The organism is Alteromonas sp. W12 (assembly GCF_001924945.1).
GTDB classification, from domain to species: Bacteria; Pseudomonadota; Gammaproteobacteria; order Enterobacterales; family Alteromonadaceae; genus Alteromonas; species Alteromonas macleodii.
This window is the reverse complement of record NZ_LQXH01000009.1, coordinates 309,009-322,422: the sequence shown is the minus strand read 5'-3', so window position 1 is coordinate 322,422 and position 13,414 is coordinate 309,009. Positions and strand designations below refer to the sequence as shown.

9 protein-coding genes are annotated in these 13,414 nt (G+C 44.6%); 8 read left to right on the top strand and 1 reads right to left on the bottom strand.

Features of this window, described 5'->3' with window-relative positions; genetic code table 11:
- The first annotated feature begins 104 nt into the window (after nt 1-104).
- The 4 genes from AWH61_RS14965 (at nt 105) to AWH61_RS14950 (ending at nt 3,981) form a co-directional block, all read left to right on the top strand.
- On the top strand, nt 105-1,670 hold the full coding sequence (locus AWH61_RS14965; RefSeq protein ID WP_075177488.1) for an AMP-binding protein: 1,566 nt from the start codon (nt 105-107) through the stop codon (nt 1,668-1,670).
- A 294-nt stretch (nt 1,671-1,964) separates the two neighbouring features.
- The gene (gene fabB, locus AWH61_RS14960) at nt 1,965-3,179 is read left to right on the top strand and encodes a beta-ketoacyl-ACP synthase I (RefSeq protein WP_014949953.1); all 1,215 of its coding nucleotides are present in this window, start codon (nt 1,965-1,967) and stop codon (nt 3,177-3,179) included.
- A 353-nt stretch (nt 3,180-3,532) separates the two neighbouring features.
- Complete coding sequence (locus AWH61_RS14955; protein ID WP_075177487.1) at nt 3,533-3,763, top strand: type II toxin-antitoxin system ParD family antitoxin; 231 nt, start codon at nt 3,533-3,535, stop codon at nt 3,761-3,763.
- Nucleotides 3,760-3,981, top strand: a complete 222-nt coding sequence (locus tag AWH61_RS14950; protein ID WP_249922657.1) for a type II toxin-antitoxin system RelE/ParE family toxin — start codon at nt 3,760-3,762, stop codon at nt 3,979-3,981. The genes AWH61_RS14955 and AWH61_RS14950 overlap by 4 nt, the downstream gene beginning before the upstream one ends.
- 116 nt (nt 3,982-4,097) lie before the next feature.
- Here AWH61_RS14950 and AWH61_RS14945 read toward each other — a convergent pair whose 3' ends face one another.
- Nucleotides 4,098-4,787: a Crp/Fnr family transcriptional regulator gene (locus tag AWH61_RS14945; RefSeq protein WP_069944556.1), complete on the bottom strand. Its 690-nt coding sequence runs from the start codon at nt 4,785-4,787 to the stop codon at nt 4,098-4,100.
- 174 nt (nt 4,788-4,961) lie between these two features.
- On the opposite strand from AWH61_RS14945, the gene AWH61_RS14940 reads away from it, so the two are divergent.
- The 4 genes from AWH61_RS14940 to AWH61_RS14925 all read left to right on the top strand — a co-directional run bounded on the left by AWH61_RS14940 (nt 4,962) and on the right by AWH61_RS14925 (nt 13,264).
- A complete protein-coding gene (locus tag AWH61_RS14940; RefSeq protein ID WP_075177486.1) occupies nt 4,962-5,717 on the top strand; it encodes a class II aldolase/adducin family protein in 756 nt (251 codons plus the stop codon).
- Between the two features lie 238 nt (nt 5,718-5,955).
- Complete coding sequence (locus AWH61_RS14935) at nt 5,956-7,158, top strand: 4-phosphoerythronate dehydrogenase (RefSeq protein WP_075177485.1); 1,203 nt, start codon at nt 5,956-5,958, stop codon at nt 7,156-7,158.
- 29 nt (nt 7,159-7,187) lie between these two features.
- Nucleotides 7,188-8,204, top strand: a complete 1,017-nt coding sequence (locus tag AWH61_RS14930; protein ID WP_075177484.1) for an aspartate-semialdehyde dehydrogenase — start codon at nt 7,188-7,190, stop codon at nt 8,202-8,204.
- A 497-nt stretch (nt 8,205-8,701) separates the two neighbouring features.
- The gene (locus AWH61_RS14925; protein WP_075177483.1) at nt 8,702-13,264 is read left to right on the top strand and encodes a FimV/HubP family polar landmark protein; all 4,563 of its coding nucleotides are present in this window, start codon (nt 8,702-8,704) and stop codon (nt 13,262-13,264) included.
- The last annotated feature ends 150 nt before the right edge of the window (nt 13,265-13,414 follow it).

Here is a 13,414-nt window from a genome sequence, read left to right as displayed (position 1 = left end):
AAATAACAATCTATCAGTAAAAACAATACGTTTATTTAATTGTTGTTGTAAATATTTTGTTAAATTTAGCGATAGGTCTATTCAAGATAGTTCAGGGAGAAGGTATGGCGGGCGTGTTTCACCAATGTGGTCAAAGCATTTGCAAACGCACTAGAAACGAAATGGATGATCGTGCACGTATCATCGCACGTGCACTTGCTGAGCAAGGTGTGTGCGATAACGATGTGGTAGCTATTCTTATGCGAAACCACGTCGATATATTTGAAATAGTAGAGGCATGCCGATATGTGGGTTCGCGCTATGTTCTGCTTAATTGGCACAGCCCTGTTGCCGAACTTTTGCCTATTTTAGACGACTGTGGCGCTAAAGTACTGTTCGCTCATCGCGATTTATTAAAGGGTGAGAATGACCGCCAAACGTTATTACAAGTTCCCACCTTGTCAGTGATATACACCAGTAAAACGCCAGAAAGCATTTTAGGGCGCTACCATCTTACAGAAAATTCACTGTTAGCGTCAGAGGCGAAAACTGGGGAACAGTATCTGTGCCTTGATACGCTATTAGCTGCCCCAAACGCAAAGCGTCACAATGAACCGCCCAAGCGCTTTAAGGGCATGTTTCCCTACACATCTGGCAGCACTGGAAAGCCTAAAGGTATTAAGCGAGATGTAGACCTAACTCGGCCAGACCCTTATTTAATATTCAAAGGGCTGTCTGAAGCGCTAATGCAGTTATCAAGAGGTGATCGCTTTTTTGTCTCGGCACCGCTTTATCACAGTGCACCACATGCGCTTACGCTCTGCTGTTTAGCAGCGGGTAATATTGATGTATACATTGAGCCTCAATTCGACCCCGAACGCTTTTTACAAGACATAGAGCGGTTTAAGCTGACTCACGCCTATATTGTTCCTACCATGATGGTGAGGCTACTTAAGCTGCCCGAGTCGATAAGACGCAAATACGACACTTCAAGTTTGCGTTTTGCCTTATCAACCGGGTCAGCACTGCCGAGCGACGTGAAAGAAGCAATGATTAACTGGTTTGGCCCAATTTTCTTTGAATCTTATGGCGCTAGTGAATTGGGCTTTATGACCCTAATTTCATCTCAAGAAGCATTAGAGAAGCCAAATTCTGTGGGTAAGCCCATTCCCGGTGCCGCGATTAAAATACTGAGCGACGATAAAGAGGAGTGCGAAGTAGGTGATGTTGGCGTTATATATGCGCACCTTTCCATGTTCGCGCCATTCAAATATACCAATACTACGGGCACGCAAAGCGACTTACATGTTGGTGAATTCACGACATTAGGTGATATGGGTTATGTGGACGAAGATGGCTACTTTTATATTTGCGATAGGAAAAAAGACATGATCATCTCAGGTGGCGCCAATATATTTCCTGCTGAAATAGAAAGCGTCATCATCGAAATGCCTGAGGTTACAGACTGTGCGGTGTTCGGTGTGCCTGATACTGAGTATGGTGAAAAAGTTGTGGTGGCTGTTCAATGCTCACCCGGCAATGCGCTGTCGATTGATGCGCTACACGGGTATTTAGATGGCAAACTAGCGCGGTTCAAGTGGCCTAAAATATTGCAAATACTCGCTGCCCTGCCTAGAGAAGATACGGGTAAAATATTTAAGAACAAACTTAGAGCCCAATTTGGTCAATAAAAGAAACCGCTAAAGCTATTTTGAAGGTTTTATGAAGGTATAAATTAACGCTGGTCATGACCCTGTGCATTCGTGCTACATTGGAAATATTCTGAACAAGAAAGCTTAGACAAAGACGGCATAAACGAAAAAAGAAGGGAAGTGGGAATTTACCTGTTTATACACATAAGCCCAGAATTGAAACAGGTACTGCAACGCTGAAGTTTAGCAAATTTGAGTATGACAATTGGCAGAGCAGACCACTTTACCATTCAAAATCGTTACCATAAGCCGCAACAACGCAAAGGGTAAACTATGAGAAGAGCAGTTATCACCGGTCTTGGTATCGTATCAAGCATCGGCGTAAATAAAGAAGACGTACTTGCTTCACTTAAAGCGGGTAAGTCTGGAATTACATTTTCAGAACAGTTCGCCGAAATGGGCCTTCGCAGCCAAGTTTGGGGCAACATCGACATCGATTTGAAAGACCATATTGACCGTAAAGCTATGCGCTTTATGGGCGATGCGGCAGGCTACGCATACGTAGCGATGCAACAAGCCATTGCAGACTCTGGTTTAGAAGAAAGCGACATTTCAAACGAACGCACAGGTATCATTGCTGGCTCAGGTGGCGCGTCTTCTGAAAACCAAGTGCTTTCTGCTGATATTCTTCGCGAAAAAGGCGTTAAGCGTGTTGGTCCATACATGGTTCCTCGTTGTATGGCATCTACGGTATCGGCTTGCTTAGCGACACCGTTTAAAATTCGTGGCGTGAACTATTCAATTGCCTCTGCGTGTGCAACTAGTGCCCACTGTATTGGTAATGCGCTAGAGCTTATTCAGCTTGGTAAGCAAGACGTAGTATTCGCCGGTGGCGGTGAAGAATTACATTGGTCACTATCAAGCCAATTCGACGCTATGGGCGCACTAAGCTCTAAATATAACGACAATCCTGCTGTGGCATCACGTACTTATGACGCAGCACGCGACGGCTTTGTAAGTTCTGGCGGCGGCGGTATGGTTGTTGTTGAAGAGCTTGAGCACGCGCTTGCTCGCGGCGCAAAAATCTACGGCGAAGTAGTAGGTTACGGTGCTACATCAGACGGTTTCGACATGGTTGCACCGTCGGGTGAAGGCGCAATTCGCTGTATGAAAATGGCAATGCAAAATATCGATGCGCCAATCGATTACTTGAATACCCACGGTACATCAACGCCAGTAGGTGATGTGAAAGAACTTGCCGCTATTCAAGAAGTGTTTGGTCAAGCAGGTGTGCCAATTAGTGCAACCAAGTCGCTGACAGGTCACGCACTAGGAGCTGCGGGTGTAAACGAAGCTATTTACAGCTTGTTGATGATGGAGAATAACTTTATTGCGCCATCAATTAACATAGACACGTTAGACGACGCGGCACAAGGGCTAGATATTGTTACCCAAGCACGTGAAGCAACGTTAAACACAATTATGTCTAACAGCTTTGGTTTCGGCGGCACTAACGCAACGCTGGTTATGCAGCGTTATAACGGTTAATTGAAACCGCTTGAACCAGTAAGCTTTTTTAACTTCAGTTAAGAAGTTTCAAAGAAGACAAAAGGGCGTAAACCTGAGCAGCGTGGGTGCTTGTGTTTACGCCCTTTTTTGTTGCTATTTTTTTAAATAAAACCTGTGTTTTCAGAAGCGGCCGCTTAAGCGATTGTAATTGTGTGTTTTGTTCGTGAAGCAGAATGTCAAATTTTTATTAAGCGCAGTGTTTCGAGTGACGCTAAATTTGTCGTTTAACTAAGTGCTCTGAGCTATCGGTTAAACCAACTTTCATTACTCAATCGGCAATCTTTGTCAATCTTTGCCATAATTTTAGGGTGGTGAACATTCGGAAATAGACAATGGCAACTTTAAATGTGTCGCTTCCTGACGAAATGCGTACGTGGATTGATGAACAAGTAAAAACTGGCAAATTTGCTAATGCTAGTGATTATATTCGCGATTTAATACGTCGCAATCAGAGTGAGCGAGAGGCAATTAGCTTAGCTCTCATAGAAGGTGAATTGAGTGGGAAAAGTGATAAGAATGTTTTAGATATTATTCAAGCTAAGAAAACTCGAGCCTCAGAATGAATAAATATACCCTCTCTAATAAAGCAGAGGAAGATATCTCCGGGATTTACGATTATTCAGCCAATATTCATGGCGTAACTCAAACTGAAGCCTATCTTGTTGCCCTACACGAAGCTCTAGTTATTCTGGCGGAAAAACCTAGTTTCGGTACTTCAGCAGAGTATATCAGAAAGAATTACTTTCAACTGCCAGTTCATAGGCACATGGTCTTCTTTTAAAAAGTCGATGACGGCACTTTCGTCATTAGGGTACTTCATCAACAGATGAAATACTCTATACATCTATGCGATTGAAATACGAAGGAAAGACCCAGTAATGTGGCGGAAGCGTCAAGTTAAATAAACTGGTAACGACTAAACAAGGTATCTGGCTCGGGAATAGTGATTTTCCCGTAATGCCGTTTTACCAAACCTTCTTGTTGAAGTTCACCTAATAACTGGTTCACCGTTTGCCTACTGCTATTTATCATTTGCGCTAAAGACTCTTGCGAAAGGGTTAGCGTAATCGCGTTATGTTTGGGCAAATGCTGACCGTAACTGGTGGTAAGCATTAAAAGCCGTTTTACCAGCTGGTGCTTAAGGCTAAGACCCGCACTTGAGTCAATAAACTGAAAAGCGCTGCGCACTCGCGTGCATAAAAGGCGAGTAAAATGCGGGTAGAGTTCAGGATATTGTTCAAGCAGTGCTTTAAACGCGTTCTTTTGAATAATCGCCACCGTGCAATTTGTCTCGCAGAAGTTGTCGTGAGTACGAGGGAGGTCGTCAAACATCGATATCTCACCAAACCAGGTGCCGGGGCCCAGTAGCGCAAATAGCATTTCGCGACCATCCACGCCCACAGTGACAACTCTTAAACGGCCTTCGCATACGCCATAAAAACCGACACCGTCTTCACCTTTGGCATGCAGTTGCTGCCCAGCTTTTAAGTGTTTTAGACGCATCTTGTCGAACATGGCTTCCTGCAAATAGGGTGGAAGCGCGCTAAACCAAGTAGAGCTAGCGAGAACAGGTTTAAATTTTTCCATTTAACAAATTTCTTACAATGTCGTATATCCGACAGTGTATAGCAATTACTGCGCGTAATGTAGGCGGTAAGAGAAAGTAAGTGGAAGTTTCATTGAAACGTTCAAGGTATCGAGCCTTCCACCTAGGGCTCCCGCCTCAAATGAAATTAATTTGTACGTTAAAAGAGTAAAGCTATGACAGATTCAGTAAAGTCGAAAGTTAGCAGTGAAGAATGGCAAACCCGTGTTGATCTTGCCGCATGTTATCGCGCAGTTGCTATGTATGGTTGGGACGACCTCATTTTTACTCACATTTCTGCTCGTGTTCCTGGGCCTGACCATCATTTCTTGATTAATCCCTACGGTTTAATGTTTGATGAAGTTACGGCATCAAGCTTGGTTAAAGTTGATCTTCACGGTAACAAAGTAATGGAAAGTGAATACGACATTAACCCAGCAGGTTTTACTATTCATAGCGCCGTTCATGAGGCTAGAGACGATGCAAAGTGCGTGTTGCATTTGCATACAGCAGAAGGTGTGGCGGTATCCATTTTAGAAAAAGGACTGCAGCCTTACTCGCAACAGTCGCTTTTTCCGCTGGCGTCGCTTTCCTATCATGCCTACGAAGGCGTGGCGCTAAACCCAGAAGAAAAAGTGCGATTGGTTCGCGACCTTGGTGATACCCAATTTATGATTTTGCGCAATCACGGGCTTTTAACCTGTGCAGACAATATTCCCGATGCATTCTTGTTTATGTTTATTATGCAGCGCGCCTGTGAAATTCAGTTAAAAGCGCAGGCCACAGGCAAACCGCTTATTCCAATTCATTCGGCAATTCTAGATGGCATTCGAATGCAGGCCGATCAAGTCACCCGGCAGGCTGGTGGTTTGTTAGCATGGCCGGGTATTAAACGACGCGTTGAACGCCGTTTCCCTGGATATGACAAGTAACGGCGTGAAGTTAAACGTTATCTAATACGATGATCGCAACGGATGAAGTGGACAAAAAACGTGAGCTAAAGCGGTTTGCTCTGAGCGTTCCCGTTTTAAAGGATTGTATGAACTTCGGCCGTCTCTTTAATGTTGCGGCCAAACGTGCATCAAAATGACGTAAATGAAACGAATCACCGATAAGATAAATCAAGGGCGCTGGGTTACTAAAAGCCTAAGTTAAGGTACACTTAGCGCCATGAAAATACTTCTTGAAGATACCATTCCGTTTGGCACCGATTACCTTAATAGCGTAGGTGAGATTGAAACCTATGCGTGGCAATCTCTTGTGCCTGAAATGCTACGCGATGTAGATATTCTTGCGCTGCGTTCTACCACAAAGGTTACCCCTGAACTGCTGACCAGCGCTAGCAAGCTCAAGTTTGTTACTACGGCAACGGCGGGGACCAATCATCTAGATAAAACGCATTTAGATAGCGTGGGTATTATGCATAGCAGTGCAGCAGGCTGTAATGCCGTAGCGGTTGCCGAGTACGTGTTGAGTGTTTTGCTGCACGCGCAAAAAGCCCAAAAGCTCGATTTATATAATGCGACAGTGGGAATAGTAGGTGCTGGTAATGTGGGAACTGCATTATCAAGAATTTTAATGGCAATTGGCGTTAAACACTGTCTGTATGACCCACCGCTACAGCAAGCGCTAGCAAAATCTGGTAAGAAGGAGCATAACGGTCAGTCATTTGTAGACTTAGCGCAAATAGCAAAGTGCGATGTTATCTCGCTTCACGTGCCTTTTATTAAAGGCGGCGAATATCCTACATATCAGATGATAGACGAAGCGTTTCTGGAAGGATTAACATCAAACCAGTTGCTTATAAATGCATGCCGGGGTGAGGTTATTGATGAAGTGGCACTACTTAGCGTACTTCAAGGGGAAAAACCGCCAACGGTGGTACTCGACGTATTCGATAATGAGCCTGCCATAAATACAGCATTATTTGACTATGTTTGGTTCGTTACACCACATATCGCGGGGCACTCTGTAGAAGGCAAAGTGCGCGGTACGCAAATGATTTACGAGCAAATTTGTGACGTAGTGGGCAAAGCCCCAGACAAAGTGCTTAGCGACTTTTTAGAGAAAACCAATCCGATCAAAGTTGCGTTAAATTCGCCTGAGGCGGTGCGGTTGTCGGTTGAGGATCTCATTGCCGTATTCCACAATGTGTATGATGTAGCTATTGACGATGAGATAACGCGAAACGCGTTTGCGTCAGGCCATAATGAAACGCCAGAGACACACATAGCAAATACGTTCTCTACATTGCGCAAGCAATACAGAGTGCGTCGCGAGTGCAGCGCCTATGCGTTACACTTGCCAAAAAACACCAGTAAGCAAATCCAAGACACATTCACCAAACTGGGCTTTCACGTAAGTCTGGTTTAGTTATTTTAATATTAGGAGCATAAAGCATTATGTCGCAAGCGTTTGACGTAGCGGTACTTGGCGCCACAGGTCTAGTGGGCCAAACCATGATTGAACTATTAGAAGAGCGAGACTTTCCGGTAAACCGTTTGTATCCGCTTGCCAGTAAACGTTCAGCAGGTAGTACCGTGTCGTTTAAAGGCGAAGACATTGAAGTATTAGATGCTGATGATTTCGACTGGTCATTAGTGCAATTTGGCTTTTTCTCAGCTGGAGGCAGCATTTCTGCAAAATTTGCTCCGATAGCGGCAGAGGAAGGCTGTATTGTTATCGATAATACTTCAGAGTTTCGTTACGAGCCAGATATCCCACTTGTGGTGCCAGAAGTTAACGCCCATGCACTGGCAGAATTTCGCAATAGAAACATTATTGCGAACCCAAATTGCTCAACCATTCAAATGTTGGTTGCACTTAAACCTATTCAAGACGCTGTTGGTATTGACCGTATTAACGTGTGCACATACCAGTCAGTTTCTGGTGCAGGTAAAGAAGCCATGGAAGAACTGGCTAAACAAACCGCAGGTTTGCTAAACGCACGTGAAGTAAAGCCAGAGTCGTTTAGTCGCCAAATTGCCTTTAATGTCATACCTCAAATCGACATATTCCAAGACAACGACTACACCAAAGAGGAAATGAAAATGCTGTGGGAAACCCAAAAAATCATGGGCGATCAAAGTATTTTGGTAAACGCGACGGCTGTGCGTGTACCGGTTTTCTACGGGCATGCTGAAGCTATTCACCTTGAAACGCGTTCGCCAATAGATGCGCAGCATGTTAAAGAGCTTTTAGCCGATGCGCCAGGCGTAACAGTTTACGACGGCAATGAGCAATTCCCTACGCAAGTAAGCAGTGCTAGCGGCAACGACATTGTGCATGTAGGGCGGATCAGGAATGATATTACTCACCCTTGTGGTTTAAACCTATGGGTAGTGTCAGACAACATTCGCAAGGGTGCAGCGACAAACAGCATTCAAATTGCTGAGACACTCATTCGCGACTACTTGTAAATATTCTACAGAGGTTCAGCCTCTGATTAATCGGATAAGCACAGGAAAAGGTAAACATTTTTCTGTGCTTGCCGATACGCAATGAAAGGGCAATGCCTGTTGCAATGAAGCAGCACTGTTCAACGGGATAGAAAGACAGCACTCGAAGCTACTGAATGACGGTTTTTAGCGAAAATTTGAGCATTAGAGCGCTTCAATACTACTGTCTAACTAGATCACCCTTAATAACTGGTTTATAGTTTGTAAAGTTAGGAATAGAACAACGTTAAAAACAATACTCAGTCAGACACTTAGGCGAAGGGTAAGAACTCTAAAAAGCGCAAATAAATCTTACTGCTAAGTTCATAAAGACTGTAAAACGCTAGCTTGATTATTAATGGTTTCAAGGTGGCTTAAGAATAAAAATAAAAGCCAATATTTTCTTCCGTACTGATTGGCTAGAAAATCCGCCCATATGTCTCGGGTGGTAAAGACGCTTGAGGGCATATAGGACTGCTATGAAATTGCATTTGACGGGCTTACTTTTACTAACACTTTGTTTGTCTGGCCCTATTATCACTGTAGATGCACAAGAACGCGCTACCTTCTTAAAAGGTCCCAAAGACGCAACTAATCAGTATTCGGGCCTAGAATATGGCCCTATCGACGCCAACGATACTCTATGGCGTATTGCCGAGCGTTACCGCCAAAACAATAACCTGAGTGTGTATCAGGTTATGACCGCTATTTACGAGCTCAACCCAAACGCATTCGAAAATGGCAATTTAAATTTATTAGTTGATGGTGCGGTATTAAAGTTACCATCAGAGCGATATATCGCCAGAATTGATAAGCAAAAAGCCCAGATGCGCGCTGAGCAGGATGATAGAGCATTTGCTGAAATGCTTAATAAGCCCGGCAGTAGCGTAAGAAATATCAAGCCTGCATCGCCTTTAGTCAATCAACAAGACTTAACGCAAACCCAAACTGATATTGAACAAAAAATCACTCGCTTAGATCAGGAGCAAACCCGACAATTTGACGAGCTGCGTATGCAATTTGCAGCCTCACTGGAAAATGTTGAAGCTATTCTTAACGAAAACAGACGCTTGTACGAGCGTGTTGAGGCCGTTAATGGCGAGCTAGAAACCTTGCGTGGACAAGTGGAAGGTGATGTTAAGAGCCAACTTGATATGCAAGTGGCGCTTCAGCAAGAATTGCTCGACATGATCAAGGCCGAGCAAGCGCAGCGCGAAGCAGAAAAGCAGTCTTCTTTTTTAAGCGCACTTACCAGCCCACTCAGTCTAATCATAGGCTCTGCAATTCTGTCACTATTGTTAGTTGGTGGTCTTATCATGTGGCTGCTAAAACGTAATAGTAAGCCTGACGAAGCACCTGCGGCTGGACCTACGATTACAGCCGATAACGATGAAGTGCCGGTACCTGATTCTGACATTGGCGATCTTTCAAGTGCACTGGCCCCTGACTTTGATGATAAAGCAGAGTTGTCAGATGATGACTTGTTTAATGACGACGACCTACTTGATGACGTACTTACCTCAGATTTAGAAGAAAGCCTAGATGACGAACTAGAAACCTTCGCCGACCTTGAAGACGACATGTTGGTGCCAGACGATGGCAGTGATGACTTGTTTGAAGCTGGCGATGATGAGCTTGATCAAAGTGAACTAGATAGTCTGTTTGATGACGATGACCTGTCAGATAAAGTATTAAACGAAAACGACACTGACGACCTTGAAGGCTTCGACCTGTCAGGGGATGACGACATCTTTGATGAAGATTCTGCCGATGAAAGCGAGCCAAAGACGGAAGTTGCTGACGAGGCGGCCTCGACAGATGACGATGATTTTGACATTGATGACTTGCTTGATGATGTACAAAGCCAAGACGCGGCAGAACTTGAGAGTGATGAGCTAGATGAGTCGGGCGACATAGACCCTGACGACATACTGGCTGAGGTCAACGGAACCGCAGAATCTGACAACGTTGATGAAGACGATATCGACGCGTTGCTTGCAAGCTCGGTTGATGATTTATCTGACGCTGGCGAAGAAACAGAAAGTGTTTCTTCTTTGCCAACCGTAGAAGATGAGGACGATAAGCCTGAAATCAGTATTGACGATTTGCTAGAAGAGCACGGCGTTGATGCAGGTCTTACTGATGAGCTAGACAGCAATGACGACCTTATCAATGAGGATATGTTGAGCAAGCTCGACGACGAGATTAATCAGCAAAATAAAGAAATTGATAAAATCACCGACGATTTGTTAAATGAAATTGAGCAAATCGAAATGATGGGTGGCCTAGGTGAAGAAGATGACGAAGACGAAGATGATCTTGAGGAAGAAATAACAACTTCTTCGCCGTCGCCGCAGTCTATTCAGAGTCTTGATGCCATTACCGACGATTTAGACGAAATAGTCACCGACGAAATCGAAACTAACGCGGACTTCAGTGACCCTCTTTCCGATGAGCTTATTGCTGAGCTACAGGCGGAAGATGAGCTTGCTGAAGAGCCTTCAGCTGATGATGAGCTCGATGAAAGCGCTTCTAGCGATTTACCTACTCAATCCGATGAGGAAGGTGATTTTGACGATCCGTTTACTGATGAACTACTTGCAGAGCTTGAAGCAGAGTTAGATGGCGAGCCTGAAGTTAGTCCTGAAGCTCACGAAGAAGACGTAGATCTTGAAACGCCTGAAGGCGATGAAGAAGATGCAAGCGAAGATGATTTTAGCGACCCGCTAACTGATGAGTTGCTTGCTGAACTAGAAGCTGAAGAATCTAAAAGCAGTGAAGATGTAGATTTGCTGACAGACGAGCTACTTTCTGAGCTTGAGTCTGAAATAGAACCAGATGATGAAACAGATGCAGAGTTCGAACCTGAAGTCGAGTTTGAGTCAGAACCAGAAGCTGAGCTAGAAGCTGACATTGAAGATGAAGTAGAGCTTGAGACGGAAGCCGAAGGTGAACCGCAGTCAGAACTAGAATCAGAGCTTGGCACTGAAGTAGAAGCAGAGCAAGACGCTGAGATTGAGCCTGAACTAGAAGCGGAACTTGAGTCTGAGCCGGAGCCGGAATCAGAGCTAGAATTTGAAGCTGATTCTGAATCTGAATTCGAACAGGATTTCGATTCTGAAACAGAACTAGACCAAGAAGCAGAAGAAAAAGCTGAGCCTGAAGCCGACTTGGAAGATGAAGTAGAGCTAGAGGCGGAAGCCGAAGGTGAACCAGAGTCAGAACTAGATTCAGAGCCAGAGTTTGGCACTGAAATAGGAGCAGAACAAGACGCTGAGATTGAGCCTGAACTAGAAACGGAACTTGAATCTGAGCCGGAGCCGGAATCAGAGCTAGAATTTGAAGTTGAGCCTGAGCTTGAGCTTGAATCTGAATTGGAACAGGATATCGATTCTGAAACAGAACAAGACCAGGAACCAGAAGAAAAAGTTGAACCTGAAACTGAAGCTGAACCTGAAGCCGACTTGGAAGATGAAGTAGAGCTAGAGGCGGAAGCCGAAGGTGAACCAGAGTTAGAACTAGATTCAGAGCCAGAGTTTGGCACTGAAGTAGAAGCAGAACAAGACACTGAGATTGAGCCTGAATTAGAGGCGGAACTTGAATCTGAGCCAGAGCCAGAATCAGAGCTAGAATTCGAAGCTGAGCCTGAAACCGACTCGGAAGATGAAGTAGAGCTAGAAACGGAAGCCGAGGCAGAACTACAGCCAGAAACAGGCGTAGAGCCAGAGATCGAAGCTGTCGATGAAGACGCTGAAGAAAAGGCAGGGCAAACGTCAGACGATCCACTAGATGACGCTATTGAAGCGTTTGAAAGACAGATGATGGATGATATTCCTTCGTTCAGTCAGATGGATACGGAAGAGCCATCAGCGCCAGCGGAAGATGCTTCAGCAGAAGACAGTGATGAATACGACGACAGCCTGTTAAACGCTGCGTATGACGAAGTAGAAAGCTTTGAATTAGAGCAAGAAATTGACGGTGTAGTAGACGGTGAAGATGAAGGTGACGAAATATCATCAGAATCTAGTGCTGCTGAAGAATCGAGTTCACCTGAAGAAACTGATTTAAACCAAAGCGATTCAGATAAGAACAGCGAAGAAGACTTTAACGAACTTGACGATGTTCCTGGCCTTGACGACTGGCTGTCTGCTTCCGATGACGACGATCATGTAGACGACAACGAGATTCTTGACGATCTTGACAGTGCTGAGTTCGATGAGCTTCTTCAAAGTCTTGAGTCAGACGCTATTGTTGATACAAGTGATGTCGACACCAGTGAAATTGAAAGTGATGACGACGGTCAGGATCCAGAAGCATCTTCAGCAGAGAGTGAAGATACTTTCGAACTTGAGCAGGAAGATGATGAAGCCACATTCGAGTTAGAAGGGAGTGACGACAACCTTGGATTCGACGGAAGCGATGATACGTTTGAACTAGACGAAGAAGATGAAACCTTTGAGCTAGACGAAGATGGTGCTTTTGAGTCTGAGCAAGAAGACGACGAAGATACTTTCGCCCTTGAAGAAGATGATTCGGAACTTGCATTAGACGACCTTGAAATTCCAGATGATGTGGAATTGGATATTGCCACGCCAACTGAAATTGAAGAGGACGAACAAGAGGCTCAATCCGTTGAGACTGAAAAGGCTCAAGAGGATGATCTTAAACTCGATAACCCTGATTTAGATCTTGCCGCCTTACTTAGTGATGTCGACAGTGAAAGTGACGCGCAAAAGCCACCAGAAGACTTCCTTGATGTAGAGGCTTTAATGGACGATGGCGATGATGCAGACGCTATTGACCCGGATAGCCAAGCGCTAGATCTTGATGTAAGTTTATCTGACTTCACAGGTGTATCTGATGAAGATACGGTGATTGATATAGATAAAGACGCAGGGCAGAACGCTAACCTGGACTTAGCTCGCGCTTATATTGAAATGGACGATGTGGACGCTGCAAAAGAGTTGCTTGAAGAAGTAATGAAAGAGGGTAGCGAAGAGCAAAAACAGGAAGCTGCAGCGATTATAGCGAATATCGCCTAGATAATCTGTGCGGACGCACACAATAGATTGTTCGCCAGACATAATGAACGGCCTGTGTATTTACAAGATACGCAGGCCGTTTTTGTTTTAGGTGATGTACATTTATTTTCTATGACCTAAAGGAGTTTTGCGTATTAGCGGCATTGCATG